This window comes from Psychrobacter sp. Ps6, assembly GCF_022129235.1.
Taxonomy (GTDB): Bacteria; Pseudomonadota; Gammaproteobacteria; order Pseudomonadales; family Moraxellaceae; genus Psychrobacter.
On record NZ_JADQAI010000001.1, the window covers coordinates 228,089 to 248,001 of the forward strand.

General features: G+C 44.3%; 14 protein-coding genes. 13 read left to right on the forward strand and 1 reads right to left on the reverse strand.

From position 1 onward, the window contains the following. The first annotated feature begins 463 nt into the window (after nt 1-463). The 8 genes from I3255_RS00970 (at nt 464) to I3255_RS01005 (ending at nt 13,077) form a co-directional block, all read left to right on the forward strand. Nucleotides 464-3,349, forward strand: a complete 2,886-nt coding sequence (locus I3255_RS00970; protein ID WP_238036030.1) for a 2-oxoglutarate dehydrogenase E1 component — start codon at nt 464-466, stop codon at nt 3,347-3,349. A 155-nt stretch (nt 3,350-3,504) separates the two neighbouring features. Further along, on the forward strand, nt 3,505-4,737 hold the full coding sequence (gene odhB / locus I3255_RS00975) for a 2-oxoglutarate dehydrogenase complex dihydrolipoyllysine-residue succinyltransferase (RefSeq protein ID WP_238036032.1): 1,233 nt from the start codon (nt 3,505-3,507) through the stop codon (nt 4,735-4,737). A 254-nt stretch (nt 4,738-4,991) separates the two neighbouring features. Beyond that, complete coding sequence (lpdA, locus tag I3255_RS00980) at nt 4,992-6,446, forward strand: dihydrolipoyl dehydrogenase (protein WP_238036034.1); 1,455 nt, start codon at nt 4,992-4,994, stop codon at nt 6,444-6,446. Between the two features lie 158 nt (nt 6,447-6,604). Continuing rightward, nucleotides 6,605-7,771 (forward strand): ADP-forming succinate--CoA ligase subunit beta, encoded by a 1,167-nt coding sequence (gene sucC / locus I3255_RS00985; protein ID WP_238036036.1) that lies wholly within the window; start codon nt 6,605-6,607, stop codon nt 7,769-7,771. 98 nt (nt 7,772-7,869) lie between these two features. Then, nucleotides 7,870-8,745 carry a succinate--CoA ligase subunit alpha gene (gene sucD, locus I3255_RS00990; RefSeq protein ID WP_201601740.1) on the forward strand — a complete coding sequence of 292 codons (876 nt, stop codon included), beginning with the start codon at nt 7,870-7,872 and terminating at the stop codon, nt 8,743-8,745. Between the two features lie 336 nt (nt 8,746-9,081). Continuing rightward, entirely contained in the window at nt 9,082-9,954 is an 873-nt protein-coding gene (locus I3255_RS00995; protein ID WP_238036038.1) for a UTP--glucose-1-phosphate uridylyltransferase, read from the forward strand. A 2-nt stretch (nt 9,955-9,956) separates the two neighbouring features. Next, nucleotides 9,957-11,633: a glucose-6-phosphate isomerase gene (gene pgi / locus I3255_RS01000; RefSeq protein ID WP_238036040.1), complete on the forward strand. Its 1,677-nt coding sequence runs from the start codon at nt 9,957-9,959 to the stop codon at nt 11,631-11,633. Nucleotides 11,634-11,670: 37 nt separating this feature from the next. Then, nucleotides 11,671-13,077, forward strand: coding sequence for a UDP-glucose/GDP-mannose dehydrogenase family protein (locus I3255_RS01005; protein WP_238036041.1), 1,407 nt, complete (start codon nt 11,671-11,673; stop codon nt 13,075-13,077). A 65-nt stretch (nt 13,078-13,142) separates the two neighbouring features. Here I3255_RS01005 and I3255_RS01010 read toward each other — a convergent pair whose 3' ends face one another. Next, nucleotides 13,143-14,630 (reverse strand): phosphomannomutase CpsG, encoded by a 1,488-nt coding sequence (locus tag I3255_RS01010; protein ID WP_238036042.1) that lies wholly within the window; start codon nt 14,628-14,630, stop codon nt 13,143-13,145. Nucleotides 14,631-14,874: 244 nt separating this feature from the next. On the opposite strand from I3255_RS01010, the gene mazG reads away from it, so the two are divergent. From mazG to panB, 5 genes are all read left to right on the forward strand, one after another. Then, entirely contained in the window at nt 14,875-15,741 is an 867-nt protein-coding gene (mazG, locus tag I3255_RS01015; RefSeq protein WP_238036043.1) for a nucleoside triphosphate pyrophosphohydrolase, read from the forward strand. Between the two features lie 76 nt (nt 15,742-15,817). Next, a complete protein-coding gene (locus I3255_RS01020) occupies nt 15,818-16,117 on the forward strand; it encodes a helix-hairpin-helix domain-containing protein (protein ID WP_238036044.1) in 300 nt (99 codons plus the stop codon). A gap of 165 nt (nt 16,118-16,282) precedes the next feature. Next, nucleotides 16,283-18,469, forward strand: coding sequence for a polynucleotide adenylyltransferase PcnB (gene pcnB, locus I3255_RS01025; RefSeq protein ID WP_238036045.1), 2,187 nt, complete (start codon nt 16,283-16,285; stop codon nt 18,467-18,469). Between the two features lies 1 nt (nt 18,470). Next, complete coding sequence (gene folK / locus I3255_RS01030; protein WP_238036046.1) at nt 18,471-18,992, forward strand: 2-amino-4-hydroxy-6-hydroxymethyldihydropteridine diphosphokinase; 522 nt, start codon at nt 18,471-18,473, stop codon at nt 18,990-18,992. Nucleotides 18,993-19,110: 118 nt separating this feature from the next. Continuing rightward, a complete protein-coding gene (gene panB, locus I3255_RS01035; protein WP_238036047.1) occupies nt 19,111-19,911 on the forward strand; it encodes a 3-methyl-2-oxobutanoate hydroxymethyltransferase in 801 nt (266 codons plus the stop codon). Nucleotides 19,912-19,913: the final 2 nt, after the last annotated feature.

Sequence of the window (19,913 nt, forward strand, 5' to 3'; positions counted from 1 at the left end):
AACAAACTATATCGCAAAAAGTGCTCATGATATTCTATACAGCAATGTATGTTTATCTGAAACGATAAGATTTGTTAGCAAATAGCGGATATTTCAGCGATAATAGCCAGTTTATAGGCTAGCTGAAAGATTAACAATTTATCATTGATGAATTGGTTATGGCTAAAAGAAGTATATATAAATTAATGTTGTGAAACGAGCCAGATCAGAAAACTGAGTGTTCACAAATAAATTTATTTTTAACATAGGTGTTGCAATAAGACTTGTTATCACTATTTAGCATTACTTGCTCTTTTAGACAATGACAGCAATATTCTATAGTGACGGCAATACTTAGGGATAAAAGTGTTTTATCGGACCGTATTCAATGGGGTATGACGAATTGTCTGAACGCCTAGCATACAACGACTGACACCATAATAAGCACGATTCCATTCATTTATCTATCAAATAGACGATTATTATGAATAGTATAACCAAAGAAAAAGCGGACCAAGGACACACTGAACTGGCCGCCGATAATGCCAGCTATATAGAAGCTCTTTATGAGCAATACCTAACTGACCCTGATAGTGTTGACACAGATTGGCAAGCGTACTTCGAACAGTACAAATCGTCAAATGATGCTCAGCATAATGCTATTAAAGATCAATTTTTGTTACTTGCTCGCAATCAAACGGCGAACAAAACTAGTAACGAAAGTACTGGGACAAGTAGTAGCAATTCAGACCACTGTACTGATCCAAAGCAAATGGGTGTACAGCAACTCATCTCAGCATACCGTCGCCGTGGTCATCGCCGCGCCAAACTAGATCCTTTGAACTTACATCCACGTGCAGAAGTGGAAGATCTGACTCTCGCTTATCACAACCTATCAGAAGCCGACCTTGATACTGTATTCCCAACCAATGATTTAGTGATCGGTAAAGACGAAGCACCATTACGTGAAATTATCGAGATCATGGAACGTGTTTACTGCCGCCATATCGGTATTGAATATATGCATGTGACCACCAGCACTGAAAAACGCTGGATGGAAGAGTATGTAGAAAGCAATTTAGGCTATATCAAGTTCGATAAAGAAAAGCGTTTGTCTATCCTTGAGCGTTTAACAGCGGCCGAAGGTCTAGAAAAATATTTAGCGCGTAAATATACAGGCGTTAAGCGTTTTGGTCTAGAAGGTGGTGAGAGCTTTATACCTGCAGTCAATGAAATCATCCAACGTGCTGGTGGCTATGGCACAAAAGAGATGGTCATTGGTATGGCTCACCGTGGACGTCTAAACTTGTTGGTCAATATTTTGGGTAAAAACCCTGCAGACTTGTTTGATGAGTTTGATGGTAAAGTGCAGCCAGAAAAAGGCTCAGGCGACGTTAAATATCACAATGGTTTTTCATCTAACGTGATGACCCCAGGTGGTGAAGCGCATTTGGCTTTAGCCTTTAACCCGTCGCATCTTGAAATCGTTGCACCAGTATTGCAAGGTTCAGTACGTGCACGCCAAGTGCGCCGTAATGATCAGCCGTCATTGGACAACACTGGTGGCAACTCAGTATTACCGATCGTTGTCCATGGTGATGCGGCTTTTGCTGGTCAGGGTGTGGTTCAAGAAACCTTCCAAATGTCACAGACTCGTGCTTATACCACTGGTGGTACTGTACATATCGTTATCAACAACCAAGTTGGCTTTACCACTAGCCGTCAAGAAGATGTTCGTTCAACTGAATATTGTACTGATGTGGCAAAAATGGTACATGCACCAATCCTACACGTGAATGGTGATGATCCTGAGTCAGTCGTTTTCGCGGCCCAATTAGCCTTAGACTATCGTCATCAGTTTGATAAAGACATCATTATTGACTTATTCTGCTACCGTCGCAACGGTCACAACGAGGCAGATGAGCCTTCAGCCACTCAGCCATTGATGTATGCGGTTATTAAGAAACTACCAACGACACGTACCCTTTATGCACAAAAGCTCATCGCAGAAGGTATCTTAAATGCTGAAGAAGAAAAACAGTATGAAGATAATTATCGTGAATCTTTAGACCGTGGCGATTACGTTGTCAGCTCACTGGTCCAAGAGCCTAACGAGCAGTTATTTGTAGATTGGAAGCCTTATCTAGGTCATGACTTGGTTGACGATTGGGATACCAGTGTTGATATCGAAAAGCTTAAAGGTTATGGACGCCGTATGGCTGAGATGCCAGAAGGCTACAAGCTACAGCGTCAGGTTCAAAAGGTTGTTGAGCAGCGTTTAGCGATGCAAACAGGCGAAGAACCTCTTAACTGGGGTGCCGCTGAGACATTAGCCTATGCGTCATTAGTTGATAACGATGATGTCTTAGTACGTATTACTGGTGAAGATGTCGGCCGTGGTACATTCTCACATCGTCATACTGAAATCTACAACGTTAATGATGGCAGCATGTATGTGCCACTTGCTCATTTGAGCGAGAACCAAGCACGTTTCGCTACTTACAACTCGTTGTTGTCAGAAGAAGCGGTATTGGCCTTTGAATATGGTTATGCTACGACAGTACCGAACGCCTTGATCGTTTGGGAAGCTCAGTTTGGTGACTTCGTTAACGGTGCACAGGTCGTGATTGACCAGTTCATCTCAAGTGGCGAAACCAAATGGCAGCGCGTGTGCGGTCTAACCATGCTATTGCCACACGGCTTTGAAGGTCAAGGCCCTGAGCATTCATCAGCACGTCTTGAGCGTTTCTTACAGTTGTGTGCTGAAGACAACATGCAGGTGATTACGCCAACCACGCCAGCGCAGATTTTCCATGCCCTACGTCGTCAGGCCGTACGTCCAATTCGTAAGCCGTTGATCGTTATGTCACCGAAGAGCTTATTGCGTCATAAGCTAGCGACTTCTAATCTAGAAGAGCTTGCTAACGGTAAGTTTGAAACGGTATTGCCAGAGATGGACGATCACAACGCAGATAAAGTGACTCGTATGGTGCTATGTGGTGGTAAGGTTTATTACGATCTACTAGAACAGCGTCGTGCACTAGGTCTCGATCATGTTGCTATCGTTCGTATCGAGCAGCTATATCCGCTACCAGAGCAACGTTTGGTCGCTGAGATCGAAAAATACAGCAACCTAGCTGAGATTGTATGGACGCAAGAAGAGCCATTGAATCAAGGCGCTTGGTATTACTTAGCACCGCATATGTTCCGTATCGTTGTACCACATCCAACCAAAGCAAAAGTTATGGAGCCCGTGGCACGTCCTGCTAGTGCAGCACCTGCAACAGGATCACCAAAACTGCATGCACAGCAGCAACAAGCATTAATTGCTGGTGGTCTTGGTATCAGTGTTGATGAGTTATCTCAGTAACAGATTATCTAATCGAAAGACTATAGAAGATAAATGAATCAGGCGATGACAGTCAGTATCTTTTAGTACAATCTAAGTAGCATCACTAGAATGCTACTGACTGCCTATCACGACTTAATAATAAGTATGAATATCCAAATCTAAGGAGTATATCGATGGCTGACATCAAAGCCCCCGTTTTTCCAGAATCGGTTGCCGATGGCACAATCGTTGAATGGCATGTCACTGAAGGTCAACAAGTTAGCCGTGACGACCTATTAGCTGAAATCGAAACTGATAAAGTGGTACTAGAAGTTGTCGCACCTGATGATGGTGTATTGACTAAAATCGTTAAGCAAGTTGACGATACTGTATTATCTGACGAGTTGATTGCACAGTTTGAAGCCGGTGCAAGTGCAGGCGATGTAGCACCAGCTGCAGAGCAGTCAGCTGCTCCAGCACGAGAAGAGCAAGCGGCTGATGGTGGCGAGCCAGTACAAGTCACTGACAAAAAAGATGAAGCAGAACACAAAGATCAAAGCCCAGCAGTCCGTAAAGCGGCAAAAGAGTCTGGCGTTGATCCTAAAGAAGTTGAAGGTAGTGGCCGCGGTGGTCGTGTCACCAAAACTGATATGGCTAACCCAACATTGAAATCAGACAGCAGCATTAAGTCTGACAACGGTCGTCCTGTGGCCGAATCAATGGGTGAGCGTACGGAAAAACGCGTACCAATGACTCGTTTACGTAAGCGTGTTGCTGAGCGTCTATTATCAGCATCACAAGATACAGCGATGTTGACGACGTTTAACGAAGTGAACATGAAGCCATTGATGGACATGCGCGCTAAGTACAAAGAGAAATTCGAAAAGCGTCATGGTGTACGTTTAGGCTTTATGTCATTGTTCGTAAAAGCAGCAACTGAAGCACTGAAACGCTTTCCAGCAGTTAATGCGTCACTAGACGGTGATGACATTGTTTATCATGGTTTTTATGATATCGGTGTAGCCGTATCTTCAGACCGCGGTCTGGTTGTTCCAGTATTACGTGATACTGATCGCATGAGCATGGCTGATGTTGAAAGCACAATCCGTGAGTTTGGCAGTAAAGCACAGCAAGGTAAACTTGGTCTAGAAGATATGACTGGTGGTACTTTCACTATCTCTAACGGTGGTGTATTTGGTTCATTGATGTCAACACCTATCTTGAACCCACCCCAAACTGCTATCCTAGGTATGCATGCGATCAATGATCGCCCAATGGCAGTTGATGGTAAAGTTGAAATCCTACCAATGATGTACCTAGCGTTATCTTATGACCATCGTATGATCGATGGTAAAGAAGCGGTACAGTTCCTAGTAACTATCAAAGAGTTGGTCGAAGACCCTGCAATGCTACTACTAGACCTGTAAGCTTCTAAGCTTGTATTGGCAACCGCTAATACAAGCTTTTTAGCTTTGGTACAGACAATAGCTCTACCTGATAAGCAGCAATTGATTTGCTGCTAATTATATTAAAAAAGAATTTAATAATGGTGACTTGCTATTGACAAGTGAGTCTATCTCACTGACATGGTGTATTAACTATTCAGTGTGGATAACGCTGATCTATCAGCGAGACAAAAACCAGTTTAAATGACACATACAATTAAAAATAGGAACGTACTATGAAAGACAATTATGATTTAGTCGTCATCGGCGGCGGTCCTGGTGGTTACGAAGCAGCTATTCGTGCAGGCCAGCTCGGTATGAGTGTTGCTTGTATCGAAAAGCGCGTTTATAAAGGTGAGCCAGCACTTGGCGGTACTTGCTTAAACGTTGGTTGTATCCCATCAAAGGCCTTGCTTGACAGCTCACATCGTTATGAAGCAACTAAGCATGACCTTGATGAGCACGGTATCAGTACTGGCGATGTTGCCATTGATATTGAGCAAATGATTGCTCGTAAAGAAGGCATCGTTAAGCAGTTGACTGGCGGTGTTGCAGCCTTGTTAAAAGGCAACGGTGTTGACTGGCTACAAGGCTGGGGTACTTTAGTTGACGGCAAAGGCGCTGACAAAAAAGTCAAATTTACTGCTCTAGAAGACGAAAGCGAAACCACGATCACTGCTAAGAATGTTATTCTTGCGGCAGGTTCTGTGCCTATCGAAATCCCTGTTGCCAAAACTGACGGCGACCGTATTGTTGATTCAACTGGCGCGCTTGATTTCACCTCAGTTCCTAAGCGTCTAGGCGTTATCGGTGCTGGTGTTATCGGTCTTGAGCTTGGTTCAGTATGGCGTCGTCTAGGTGCAGAAGTAGTGGTATATGAAGCGCTTCCTAGTTTCCTAGCTGCTGCTGACAAAGACATCTCAAAAGAAGCTGGCAAAATGCTCAAAAAGCAAGGTCTTGATATCCGCGTTGATACCAAAGTAACCAATGCTGAAGTTCAAGGTGACCAAGTTGTCGTCACTAGCGAAAGCAATGGCGAATCGAGCGAGGAGAGCTTTGATAAGCTAATCGTTTGTGTTGGTCGCCGTGCTTATTCTGAAAAGCTACTTGGTGAGGAGAGCGGTATCACGTTAACTGAACGTGGCCTTATCGATGTCAATGACCAGTGCAAAACCAACCTTGATGGCGTGTATGCTATCGGTGATTTGGTCCGTGGTCCTATGCTTGCGCATAAAGCAATGGAAGAGGGCATGATGGCGGTTGAGCGTATTCATGGCGAAAAACCTCAAGTTAACTATGACACTATCATCAATGTCATTTATACTCACCCAGAAATCGCATGGGTAGGTTTGACTGAGCAAGAAGCTGAAGAAGCTGGCTATGAAGTTAAAACAGGTTCTTTCAACTTAGCTGCTAACGGTCGTGCATTAGCGCAAAGTGAAGCGCAAGGTTCTATCAAAGTCGTTGCCGATGCTAAGACAGATCGTCTATTAGGTATGCATGCTATCTCTGCTGGTGCTGGTGATATCGTTCATCAAGGTATGATCGCGATGGAGTTTGTCTCTAGTATCGAAGACTTGCAGTTGATGACGTTTGCGCATCCAACGATTTCAGAAGCAGTGCATGAAGCTGCGCTATCTGCAGATGGCCGTGCTATTCACGCTATCCAGCGCAAAAAGCGTAAGAAATAAGTAGTTGCTTGTTTAATTATTATCGATTTACAACCTGATTGGGGTATCGCTATTTTGGTGATGCCACAATCATGAGTGCGTCAGACGTATGATTCATATGTATATGTGCGCACTTGATTTCACTTTTTATTAATTGTAAAAAATAAAGGATACAATCAATGAATTTACATGAGTATCAAGCAAAAGAGCTATTAAAAAGCTACGGATTGCCAATTCAAGAAGGCATCATCGCTCATAATGGCGACGAAGCTGCTGCAGCTTTTGATAAAACCCCAACTGACATTGCGGTAATCAAGGCGCAGGTACATGCTGGCGGCCGTGGTAAAGCGGGCGGTGTAAAGCTGGTTAAAACTCGTGCAGAAGCCAAGCAAGTTGCTGAAGAGCTGATCGGTACTAACCTAGTAACGTTCCAAACTGACGCTGATGGTCAGCCAGTCAACTTCGTATTGGTTGCAGAAGATATGTATCCAGTACAAACTGAGCTATATCTTGGCGCAGTAGTTGATCGTGCGACTCGTCGTGTAACCTTCATGGCATCTACCGAAGGCGGCGTAGATATCGAAGAAGTAGCACACAACACACCAGAAAAAATCTTCAAAGTACACGTTGACCCTTTGGTTGGTCTAATGCCTTTCCAAGCGCGCGACGTTGCGTTCAAACTTGGTCTTGAAGGCAAGCAAATCAATCAATTTGTTAAATTGATGACTGGCGCCTATAAAGCATTTGTTGAAAATGACTTTGCACTCATGGAAATCAACCCATTAGCTGTCCGTGAAAATGGCGAAATCGTTTGTGTTGATGGTAAAATCGGCATCGATTCGAACGCTCTATATCGTCTGCCAAAAATCGCAGCGCTACAAGATAAAACTCAAGAAAATGAGCGTGAGCTTAAAGCGGCTGAGTTTGACCTAAACTATGTTGCTCTAGAAGGCAACATCGGTTGTATGGTTAACGGTGCTGGTCTTGCCATGGCGACCATGGACATCATCAAACTGTATGGCGGAAAGCCTGCTAACTTCTTGGACGTTGGCGGCGGCGCAACCAAAGATCGCGTTGTTGAAGCGTTCAAGATTATCCTTGAAGACAGCAGCGTTGAAGGCGTATTGATCAACATCTTCGGCGGCATCGTACGCTGTGACATGATTGCAGAAGCGATTATCGCTGCAGTAAAAGAAGTTGATGTGCAAGTTCCTGTGGTCGTGCGTTTAGAAGGTAACAACGCTGAGAAAGGCGCGCAGATCCTAGAAGAGTCAGGTCTAAAACTGATTTCAGCTCAAGGTCTTTCTGACGCTGCGCAAAAAATTGTCGACGCTGTTAAAGCGTAATAGCCAAAGCGTAATGACGGCAGTGGCATATTGAAAGGCTAATGACAGCCGACGCATGCTGCCATCATTACAAGACAACCGAATACAAGGAAAATATAATGAGTGTATTAATCGATAAAGATACCAAAGTATTGGTACAAGGTTTCACTGGTAAAAACGGTACGTTCCATTCAGAACAAGCCATCGAATACGGCACCAAAGTAGTTGGCGGCGTAACCCCAGGTAAAGGCGGTCAAACGCACCTAGGCCTACCAGTATTTAACACCATGGCGGAAGCCATGGAAGCGACTCAAGCTGACGCTTCTGTTATCTATGTACCAGCACCATTTGTACTAGATTCTATCGTTGAAGCCATCGATGCTGGCGTTAAATTGATCGTTGTGATCACTGAAGGCGTACCAACTATCGATATGCTAAAAGCAAAACGCTATCTTGAAGAAGCTGGCGATGTACGTTTGGTTGGTCCTAACTGCCCAGGTGTTATCACGCCAGGCGAATGCAAAATCGGCATCATGCCAGGCCACATCCATCAGCCAGGTAAAGTGGGCATCATCTCACGCTCTGGTACTTTGACTTATGAGGCCGTCGCTCAGACAACTAAGCTTGGTTTTGGTCAGTCAACGTGTATCGGTATCGGTGGTGATCCTATCCCTGGTATGAACCAGATTGACGCATTGAAATTGTTCGAAGCGGATCCACAGACTGAAGCGATCATCCTAATCGGTGAGATCGGTGGTACTGCTGAAGAAGAAGCTGCTGCTTACATCAAAGACCATGTAACTAAGCCAGTTGTTGGTTATATCGCTGGTGTTACTGCTCCAGAAGGCAAGCGTATGGGTCATGCTGGCGCTATTATCTCTGGTGGTCAAGGTACTGCTGAAGAGAAGTTCAAAGCGTTTGAAGATGCTGGTATCGCGTATACACGTGACCCATCTAAGCTTGGTGAGAAGCTAAAAGAAGTTACTGGTTGGTAAATCAGTGCATAGATTGAGTCGTTAATGACCAGTCTATCTTGATATCATATGAAGGCACTCCTACAATGGGGTGTCTTTTTTATGTCTGAAAATTTTATGAAAAGCAAAATATTAGCCATTACTCATAAAGATTGTATCAGTTTTCATAAACATGTTATTTTGAATGATATAGTTCGTAATTTTTGATTCAGGGTTCTTGAACTGATAAGTTTTGTATATATGCTGAGCCGTTTGATATTAACAAGGTACACATCCAAATCGCTATGATATCTACTAAGTATTTGCTAAGTTAACATTATTATACCCAACCTATTTTCTTGAAACAGTCTTCTTATTATGAAAAAAATCACTCACGCCGTTATTCCTGTCGCAGGCTTTGGTACACGTATGCTGCCATTGTCTAAGTCTGTACCAAAAGAGTTGTTACCGCTTGGCAATCGTCCTGCCATCCATTACGTGGTCGAAGAAGCCATTGCTGCGGGTATCAAGCACATCGTCTTGGTCGGTCATGCGCAAAAAAGTGCGATTGAAAACTACTTTGATATCAATGCTGAGCTAGATCATCAATTACGTCACAAAGGTAAAGATGAGCTGGCTGATAGCTTAAACTGGCTACCAGAGGATGTAACAGTATCAATGATACGTCAAGGCAAGGCACTAGGTTTAGGTCACGCGGTATTGGCGGCGCGCCCAATTATCGGTGAACATGACTTTGCCGTATTATTGCCTGATGTCGTGCTTGATCCGTTTACTACTGACATGGCTGTTGATAATTTGGCCTTTATGCTAGATGCCTTTGCTACAGATGGTCATTCACAGATATTGGTTGATAACGTAGCAGACGAAGACGTGCATAAGTATGGTATCGCTAAACTCAGTGAGAATAGTGATATGAATGACCAAGCAGATGTGAATGCTAGCTTTAGCGTTGCAGGTTTTGTAGAAAAACCCAGTCTAGTAGAAGCACCTTCAAACCTAGCTGTCGTAGGGCGTTATGTATTTAGCAATCAAATTTTTGATTACTTAGCCAATACGCAAGCCTCAGTCGGTGGTGAGATTCAACTGACTGATGCTATTGATGCACTTATTAACGAATATGGTGTAAATGTCACAACGATGCGTGGTGCTAGTTATGATGCCGGTGACATGCGTTCGTATATGCAAGCGTTTATCTATTTTGCCGAGCAGCAATTAGCAGATGATAAATAGCGATGGATAACATAAAGGACGATAAGGCATATAGCAGTGCTCGACATTCTAAATACTGGCAGCAACTGCAGACGCTTGCAAAGCACCCATGGTCGCTTGCACAGTTATTTGCGCAAGATGACAAGCGCGCTAAACATTTCAGTGTGCAGGCTGGTGCGCTGTATATGGACTTTAGTAAGCAGCGTATCGATCAGACAGTATTGTCTAACTTACTGAGTTTGGCCGATAGTTGTGAGCTGGATGCTCGTATTGACTCGTTACTACAAGGCGCGATGGTCAATAACAGTGAAGAACGTGCGGCCTTACATACAGCACTACGTCTGCCTGAGAATGCAGAGCTACAAGTTGGTGAGCAAAATGTGGTTGCCGATGTACATCATAGTTTGGCACAGGTAGCGAGATTATCCGAACGTGTCCGTAGTGGCATATGGCGAGGGTTCTCAGGTAAGGCCATTACGGATGTGGTTAATATTGGCGTTGGCGGCTCTGATCTTGGGCCTCTTATGGCAACTGCTGCGCTTGATGAATGGGCAGACACGGACATCGATGTGCACTTCGTCTCTAATATGGACGGCACTCAGCTTGATAATCTGTTAAAACACTTAAATCCTGAGACCACTTTATTTATCATCTCTTCTAAGTCTTTTGGTACGGTTGATACTTTATCAAATGCTAAAACTGCACTGTCATGGTTGCTTGCGACGGCGACGCTGCGTGCGGGTACTGAAGACAGTGTGTTGCGTCGGCACTTTATTGGAATATCAGCCAATAGTGAAAAGATGAGCGTTTGGGGGATACATCCTGAGCATCAATTAGAGCTTTGGGAGTGGGTTGGAGGCCGTTTTTCTTTGTGGTCAGCGATTGGGCTAGCCATTGCTATTCGTGTTGGTATGAATGGGTTTAGGGAGCTATTAAGTGGTGCTCACAGTATGGATGAGCATTTTGCACAGGCGGATTTTGCAGATAACTTACCAGTATTGCTAGGGCTGCTAGCTGTATGGAACAGTACGTTTTTAAAAGTGAATGCCCATACCGTATTGCCTTATGATGGACGGCTAGGCTATCTGCCTAGCTACTTGACCCAGCTTGAAATGGAAAGTAATGGCAAGTCAGTCACTCAGCACGGCGACCATATTGATTATGATACTTGCCCAATTCTATGGGGCGAGATTGGTTCAAACGCTCAGCATGCCTTTTATCAGTTACTACATCAAGGCACACAGCAAGTCTCCTGTGATTTTATTGCTTGTGTACGCCGTTATAGTGGCGAGGTACAAAACGCCTCGTTACAACAACAACATGAGTTATCTTTAGCAAACTGCCTAGCGCAAAGTCGAGTCTTGGCATTTGGCAATGGCGCTGTCACAGATGCCTCGAATAGTGATGAAAAAACGGCATCTAGTGCGGATAAATACAAATATTACCGTGGTAATCAACCATCAACTACCTTGCTTATTGATGAGCTAACGCCTCATAGTTTGGGTGCGCTGGTTGCGCTCTATGAGCATAAGGTTTACGTGATGGCCAGTATTTGGGATATCAATCCGTTTGATCAATGGGGGGTTGAGATGGGCAAGCAAATGGCAGAGTCTGTGCATGACGCTATGCAGCAAGAGACTCACAACCAATTTGACACATCTACCGACCAATTATTACAGCATATTAAAAAACTGTCTTAGTAATACTGATCAATCAATAATGTAAAAGGGTACACTCATGGGGACTGCTACAAACGATCAACGTATGCCTTATAGTGAATTTGCATCAAGCACATTGACCAGTTCCAATGTGTGTGTGCTGGTTGGCCATAGTATCGAAGCGATTACCAGTGCAGTAGTGCTGGCAAGTTTAGGTCAACGCGTTCATCTGTATGCAGATATGGATCTATTGGCTCAGCAGATACAGCGATACAGCTTTGAGCATCATCTGCAAGCGCTATGGCAAATGTATGTACAGCAGCAAGTCATTATGAGCCAAGCATTGCCAGATAGTGCAGAGACGTTAATACAATACTATGAAACGGCAAATCATGGTGATAGCCAAGTTGTCAGTCAGAGCATTCATAGTGATGATCAAAATAAAGTGGCGCTTTACTGGTTGTTTTTAGACAGTATTAAGCCAACATGGAACGACGACAGCTGGATTAGGGCATTTAATCATAGTCACCAACAGGTATTACCTGTGATTATGAGTGGTATTGAGCAATTAGGGGCTATCTCAGCGCTATCTGAGCGTTTAAAGCGCGCTTGGGTTTATTATGTCCCGTTCGTATTTTTACAAGATGGTGATGCTTATAACTCCATGTTGAACCCTGCATTATGGCTGCTGGGTGAAAAAACAGCAGATAGCAACCAACATTTAGAGATGTTACAGCCGTTAATGCAGCATGCTCGCGCCGCTCATCATGCCGATATCGCAACGATAGAGTTTGCGCGTAGTAGTATTATGGCGATGCTCGCGACCCGAGTAAGCTTTATGAATGAAATGTCACGCTTGGCGGATAGCCAGCAGGTGGATATCAGTCAGGTGAGTCGTATTATGGGATTGGATGAGCGCGTAGGCAGTAGCTATCTACAGGCAGGGTGGGGGTTTGGCGGTAATACACTACCTACCGAGCTGGCTAAGTTACAGCAGTCGAGTAAAATACACAGTTTAGACATGCCTCTTTTACAGTCTATCGTGCATATTAACGAAGACCAAAAAGAGCTGATATTTCGCAAATTTTGGCAGTATTTTGATGGTTTCATTGATAATAAAACTGTCATGATTTGGGGCGGCAGCTATAAAGCAGGCTCAGGCCGTACCGCAGGCTCAGCCATCCATCCGTTATTAGCATTGCTCTGGTCTTATAATATCCGTACACTGGTCTATAGTGATAAGGCACAAGGTGAGCTTGCTGCACTGTACGAACAACAACCTTTACTTGAGTTAACCAGCAGTCCTTATCAAAGAATCAATGATGCTCAGGCAGTTTTTTTGATCAGTTGGTCGCCACGAGATCGATTGGATATTGATAAAATCAATCAGCAAGCCATGCCAGTATTTGATGCGCAAAATACCTTTACTCGATCGCAAATTGATCGCTTAGTAGGCGACTATGTGGGCATTGGTCGATCTAAATAATGTTATTGAAGTTCTTCATTATTAAAAAAGCTCGCTAATCATGATTAGTGAGCTTTTTTGTGACTTTATGCTAGTACTGCCCCTTTTGCCGCTAACCATTGGTAAATTTCTTGAGTTTTATCAGACAATAGTATCTGATCGCCGCGACTTTCGATATTCAATCTAATCAGTGGTTCAGTATTCGAAGCACGCAAATTAAAGCGCCATTCGCCAAAATTCAGACTCAAGCCATCAAGTAGAGATTTAGTTGGATTGTCGATACTAAATTTTTCTTCAATGGCACTGATGATCGTTGGGGCATCATGAGTCGTGAGGCGAAAATTTAACTCGCCTGAGCTGGGATAAGACTGAATATAACCTGTGACCAATTCTGATAAGGTTTTACCCGTGATAGACAATAGCTCAATGGTTAATAGCCAAGGAATCATGCCGCTATCACAATAGAAAAAGTCACGGAAGTAATGATGGGCGGACATCTCGCCACCGTAGACCGCACCTGAATGACGCATGACTTGTTTAATAAATGAGTGCCCAGATTTACTAATGACAGCCTTACCATTATGTTCTTCTATCACTGCTTCCGTGTTATATATGACGCGTGGATCATAAACAATGGACTCGTTTGGATACTTATTCAGAAAAGCTTGAGCGAGCATACCGACGATGTAGCTACCATCAATAAACGATCCATTTTCATCAAACAAAAAGCAGCGATCAAAGTCACCATCAAAGGCAATACCAAGATCCGCTTTGTTTTCTAGCACGGCTTGCTGAGTCGCCAGTCTATTGGCTTCAATCATTGGATTGGGGATACCATTGGGGAAGCTACCATCAGGCGTATGATGCAATTTGATAATTTCAATGGGTGCGTCAGCTTGCGTCAGTCTATTGATTAACAAGTCAACGACTGGACCTGCGCTGCCATTACCAGAGTTAATAATGAGCTTAAGCGGCTTTAATTTATCAACATTAATAAAAGTCATAACATGATCGATATAAGCACTTTTATCAGTCAATAATTGCAACTGTCCTGATTGATTATTAGCGGTAAATTGTCCTGATTCTGCCAATGCCTGAATCTCCGCCAAACCATCATCCGCACTGATTGGTTTTGAATGCTCTTTGACCAGTTTTAAACCATTGTAGTTGATAGGGTTGTGGCTTGCCGTGACTTCTATACCGCCCAGTGCCTGATAATAACTGGTAGCAAAGTAAACCTCTTCCGTACCACTCATGCCCAAATCTATGACGTCGACGCCTGCATCAACGATGCCTTTGATAGCGGCTTGTTTTAATTGCTCACTAGAGTGGCGAATATCACTACCAATGACGATAGCTGGTTTTAGGTCTGCCATATCATTGTTTTGGATCTGATCAGATACCTGATAGCGCTGATATAAAATCTGAGCAAAAGCCCGACCAATACGGTAGGCGATGTCTTCATCGAGATTGACGCCAAGCTCACCGCGTATATCATAAGCTTTAAACGAGTTGATGGTGATAGCATTGAATTCCGTGGCGGGCTGATAACTGGTGGTCGCAGAAGTCGACATAATGATAAAATTCCTTGCGCATGAGCAATGATAAAATAAGAAAGTAGATAGCATAATTATAAGCCAATCAGGGTTCAATGATACATTAGCTGCTCAATGAGTTAGATACATGTCGATATGTATAACGCAGGTTTATGCTGATTGATTACTAAGCCTCGTACTACACTGACGTACGAGAATGATAAACTATACGCTATACCAAGCTAAACAATGGCATGATAAATAAGATATAAGAGTATTTCCTATGAGTATTTTAGACAATAAAGTAACCATACCTAAGCCCGTGCAAGGCACACCAGAGGCTAGCGGTGAGTTTGATGATTTATTAGCGTTGATGGCTCGTCTACGAGCAGATTGTCCGTGGGATAGGAAACAGACCAACCATAGCCTTATTCCTTATGCTATTGAGGAGGCCTACGAGCTGGGTGAAGCGGTGCAAAGCGATGATGATGATGATATCAAAGGCGAGCTGGGAGATGTCCTGTTACAAGTGGTCTTTCATTGTCAGATGTACGCTGAGCAAGGGCGCTTTGATATGAGTGATGTCATTACGACCTTACAAGAGAAGTTGGTTCGCCGTCACCCGCATGTATTTGAAGCCGAAACGCTCAAGGACGATGCGGCAGTAAAAATACGCTGGGATGAAATCAAAGCGGAAGAGCAGCAGGCACGCGAGGCACGTGGTAAGTCAAAACGTCGCTTAGATCAAGTGAAAGCGGGTAGTGCCTTAATGCAGGCACAAGATGTGCAAAAAAAAGCGTCAACGCTGGGTTTTGATTGGGACGGTATCGCTGGTGCCGTCGAAAAGCTAGACGAAGAGATTGCCGAGCTAAAGCATGAGCTAACAGATAAATCTATAGTCGAGATTAAAGACAATATCAGAGAGGTCGAAAAGGAATTAGGTGATTGCATGTTTGCGCTCGTCAATGTCGCACGCAAACTGAACCTTGATGCAGAAGCCGCTACCTTAACCTGCGTGCACAAGTTTAAATCACGTTTTGGTTATATTGAGGAGCAATTAGCATTAAGCGGTAAGCGTTTGGAGGACAGCGATATAACCGAAATGGATGCATTGTGGGAAGCGGCGAAACAACATGAACGCTCATCATAAAATTTCGTCTCGCAGCTATATTTTGCCTAGCAGCTACATAGCAATGACTATTTTCGGTCTTTTATGTGCTCTGCTGATGCTTAATAATGCCCACGCTGCTCCCTGTTTTGACAATCCTCAGCGTGCTTACGCTTATCTGTTGGCACAAGAAAATGTCAAAATACAGGCACGAGATGAAGCCACCGTAAATATCAATCGTGCCAGTGAAGGCGAGCTGGTATCGCTAAATGGTATTGGCAGTAGTAAAGCACAGGCGATTATTTTATATCGTGAAATGTTCGGTGAGTTCAAAACAGTAGATGAGTTAGCAAAGGTGAAAGGTATTGGTGCAAAAACGCTTGAGAAAAATCGAAGACGCTTGAGTGTGCAGGATTAATAGCGGTATTTTACATTAATCAATCCCAATATTGACAAAATAGCATGTAAGTAAATGTCATAACACACCCAGCACGTGCAAAATTTGTTAAACTAGCGGGTACATCCGCCTGATAAACGCTGTGTTATTCAGGGTGGTTAAAGAATACCGGCGAGGAGTAGATGCATGGCCGAGCGTGCCGCCAAGCAGTTAGAACTGAACAAATCTGAATTACCCAATTCCATTACTGAAGTGATTGCCACATTGACCCGAGCTGGGTTTGATGCGTATATCGTTGGTGGTGGTGTGCGCGATACCTTATTGGGTCTGCGCCCAAAAGACTTTGACGCCGTGACTGATGCCAAGCCGCACGAGATTAAAGACGTCTTTGGCAAGCGTTGCCGTATCATCGGTCGCCGCTTCCAATTGGCACATGTATATTCAGGTCGCGAGTTAATCGAAGTGGCTACTTTCCGTGGTCCACCAACGAGCAATGCCAATACCAATCAGGATGGTATGATCCTGCGCGACAATGTGTGGGGCGATATCAAGCAAGACTTTGCCCGTCGTGATTTTTCTATCAACGCGCTTTATTATCAGCCGCTCAAAGGCATCGTCCATGATTTCTGCGGTGCGCTTGATGATATTGATAACAGAATCATTCGTCTACTGGGTCATGCGCCAGTGCGTATTGAAGAAGATCCAGTAAGATTATTACGTGCCCTTCGATTTAAAGCCAAATTGGGCTTTGAGTTTGATGATGCGTTGTCCGATCAATTCCATGATGGTAATTGGGCGCTGCTTGAGCAGATATCGCCACATCGTCTCTATGATGAAACACAGAAGATGTTTACAGGTGGCTATCTAGTGCCATTGTTGCCATTATTGTTTGAGTCTGGCGCGATTGATAGCCTCATCATTTATCCACCAGCCGAGCCAAGCGCCTTAGTTAATCAAGTGGCGATCAATACTGACAAGCGTATTGCGGCAGGCAAAAGCATCAATCCAGCGTTCTTTTATGCGGCGCTATTGTGGGAGAACTATCTGCATCAATTGGCAAAAGCTAAAAAGCGCAATATGCCGTTTGCTGAAGCACAAATGCATGCTGCGGGTAAAGTCATTGACCGCCAACGTATCAAAACCGCTATTCCAAAATTTGCTGAGCAGTTTATCCGTGATATCTGGATATTGCAGCCAAAACTGGCCGCACCGCGTAGTAAGCAAATTGTCCAGATCTCTGAGCATCCGCGCTTTCGTGCAGGTTTTGACTTTTTATTATTGCGTGAGCAATGCGGGGATGCTGAGCATCCATTGTCAGAGTCGACGAATGACATGGGCGAGTGGTGGCAGACTTATCAGACAATGTCTGAGCGAGAGCAGCAGCAAGCGATTGAAGCGTTCGACGAAAATATTCGCCGCGGTGCCTACAAAAAAGGGCAACGTAGCCGTGGACGCAATCGTCAAAAATCAGAAGAAAATATCACTGATCATTCATCATCTAATCAGAGCAGTGCGAAACAAAGCAATGCTAATGATAGTACTGAGAAAGGTAGAAAGGATCAGACAATGGTAAACGATCCATCGAATATCCCAGCACGCCGTCGTCGCGCTGTCAGCCAAACTAAAGCTGGCCGCACTGACAGCGGAAGACAAAACGTGCAGCAACAAGTAGCGCAAGACAATAACGAGCTTGCTCAGCTACAGCAGCTGTCTCTTGCTAATAACAAACAATCGGCAAGTCAACAGGCAAAGCCTAAGCCGTTATTTGTTATAGAGCACGAGAACGTAGTGCCACCATTGCAGAAGCAACTGTCATCTGATGATACATCGAAGCGCAGCAAAGCACCTGTACGAAAGCCAGCATCAACTAATCAAAATGCACCAAAACAAGTGGCTAAAGCTGAGCGCGTAGATAGTAGCACTCAGCCGTCTAATACTAACCAGTCAGAAGCTCAAGCGTCAGCTAGTCAGGCTAGACCAGCTCGCTCGATCGCAAGATCGCCTGCATTAGTCAGTATGAATAACGAGCCGATTCCGCACAAGCGTCGCCGTCGTCAGCCCACTATTGATAGTGCAAATAGTGCCGAGTTACAAAGCAAGGGTGATAAAGAGCAATCAACAGCGAAGTATGCGAGAAAAGCACCTAAGTCAGTAGCGACATCAGCTAGTTCAGCTGATACTACAGAATCTGTAGAGCGTGAAGTGACAAAGAAAGCGGCTACATCAGCAAAGGCCAAGAAATCAGTCAAAGCAACCACAGCAAAGACTGAGCAAGCTGCTAGTAATCAGATACCTGCTGTTAAAGTGACCGATGATAAAGGCCCTGTGCCATCAAAACGCCGTCGCCGTCAGCCTAGTACTGAAAGTGCCTGATATGGATAACAGTACGAATGATAGTCACTGGGTTACCTGTTATGTGGGCCTAGGTAGTAATCTATCTAATGAGTTGGGCTCGCCTACAGACCATTTGCAGCAAGCGCTTGAAAGTATGAAAAACAGTGAGAAAATACGCGACATTAGCGTGTCTTCTTTTTATGCGTCAGCGCCGATGGGTCCACAAGACCAGCCAGACTTTATTAATGCGGTTGCTGGGTTTGAGACAGTAATGACGCCTTTTGAGCTGCTTAGTTTTTGTCAGCAGTTAGAGAGCATGGCCAAGCGGGTACGTTTGCGCCGTTGGGGTGAGCGTAGTCTAGATGTCGATATTTTACTATATGGTGATATGCAGATTGCCGAACCACAACTAACGGTTCCGCACGCTGGACTATGCGAGCGTAATTTTGTATTGATACCACTACGAGAATTAGCGCCACACTTGACGATATTAGACAAACCAATAGCTGACTACCTACAAAGTGATGATTGGACAGGCTTAAAATTATTATCAAGTGACTGATCTGCAGTGGCTTACCATAACTGATTGAGTATCAGATACTTTTTATGATAGCTCACTAACGCTAGCTAAAATGATAGACATTAATAACTAAAGGCATTGCAAGTTAATTGAGGGTCATATGACAACATTATCTACGTTAAATAAATTTAAAAAAGATGGTACTAAGTTTACTTGCTTGACGTGCTATGACTCAATGTTTGCACGGATGATGGATAAAGCTGAGATCGATACGATTTTGATTGGTGATAGCTTGGGTATGGTCGTGCAAGGCCACGACTCAACGCTGCCTGTGACCGTCAATGATATGGCATATCATACAGCCAATATCGCTCGTAGTAATAAACATGCTTTGATATTGGCCGACTTGCCGTTCATGAGTTATGTGACGTTGCCAGAAGCCATTGCTAACAGTCGCCAATTGATGCAAGCAGGCGCGCATGTGATTAAGGTCGAAGGCGGTAGTGAGCTCTGTGAATTGGTGTCAACTTTAGCGCAAGCAGGAACGCCCACTTGTGTACATCTTGGTTTGACGCCGCAATCGGTCAATGTCTTTGGCGGCTATAAGATTCAAGGCCGCGGTGACGAAGCGGCTGACAAATTGCTCGCTGATGCTAAGGCAGTGGTTGATGCTGGTGCAGCGCTGTTGGTGCTAGAGTGTGTACCGGCAGCACTTGCCAAAGCAGTGACAGACGCTGTCGCTGTACCAGTCATTGGCATCGGTGCCGGCGCAGATACTGATGGTCAGGTACTGGTGATGCATGACATGTTGGGTATGGTACATGGTCGTGTGCCACGTTTTGTACATGACTTTTTGACCGATGAGCGTAACAGTACACGCAGTATTGAAGGGGCTTTTGCGTTATATCAGCAGTCAGTACGCGAGGGCAGCTTTCCAACCGAACAGCATCAATTTAACTAAGG

What these genes read in the sequence shown, in the direction of transcription:
- I3255_RS00970 (WP_238036030.1), top strand. Translation starts at nt 464, where the DNA reads ATGAATAGTATAACCAAAGAAAAAGCGGACCAAGGACACACTGAACTG.
- odhB (WP_238036032.1), top strand. Translation starts at nt 3,505, where the DNA reads ATGGCTGACATCAAAGCCCCCGTTTTTCCAGAATCGGTTGCCGATGGC.
- lpdA (WP_238036034.1), top strand. Translation starts at nt 4,992, where the DNA reads ATGAAAGACAATTATGATTTAGTCGTCATCGGCGGCGGTCCTGGTGGT.
- sucC (WP_238036036.1), top strand. Translation starts at nt 6,605, where the DNA reads ATGAATTTACATGAGTATCAAGCAAAAGAGCTATTAAAAAGCTACGGA.
- sucD (WP_201601740.1), top strand. Translation starts at nt 7,870, where the DNA reads ATGAGTGTATTAATCGATAAAGATACCAAAGTATTGGTACAAGGTTTC.
- I3255_RS00995 (WP_238036038.1), top strand. Translation starts at nt 9,082, where the DNA reads ATGAAAAAAATCACTCACGCCGTTATTCCTGTCGCAGGCTTTGGTACA.
- pgi (WP_238036040.1), top strand. Translation starts at nt 9,957, where the DNA reads ATGGATAACATAAAGGACGATAAGGCATATAGCAGTGCTCGACATTCT.
- I3255_RS01005 (WP_238036041.1), top strand. Translation starts at nt 11,671, where the DNA reads ATGGGGACTGCTACAAACGATCAACGTATGCCTTATAGTGAATTTGCA.
- I3255_RS01010 (WP_238036042.1), bottom strand. Translation starts at nt 14,630, where the DNA reads ATGTCGACTTCTGCGACCACCAGTTATCAGCCCGCCACGGAATTCAAT.
- mazG (WP_238036043.1), top strand. Translation starts at nt 14,875, where the DNA reads ATGAGTATTTTAGACAATAAAGTAACCATACCTAAGCCCGTGCAAGGC.
- I3255_RS01020 (WP_238036044.1), top strand. Translation starts at nt 15,818, where the DNA reads ATGCTTAATAATGCCCACGCTGCTCCCTGTTTTGACAATCCTCAGCGT.
- pcnB (WP_238036045.1), top strand. Translation starts at nt 16,283, where the DNA reads ATGGCCGAGCGTGCCGCCAAGCAGTTAGAACTGAACAAATCTGAATTA.
- folK (WP_238036046.1), top strand. Translation starts at nt 18,471, where the DNA reads ATGGATAACAGTACGAATGATAGTCACTGGGTTACCTGTTATGTGGGC.
- panB (WP_238036047.1), top strand. Translation starts at nt 19,111, where the DNA reads ATGACAACATTATCTACGTTAAATAAATTTAAAAAAGATGGTACTAAG.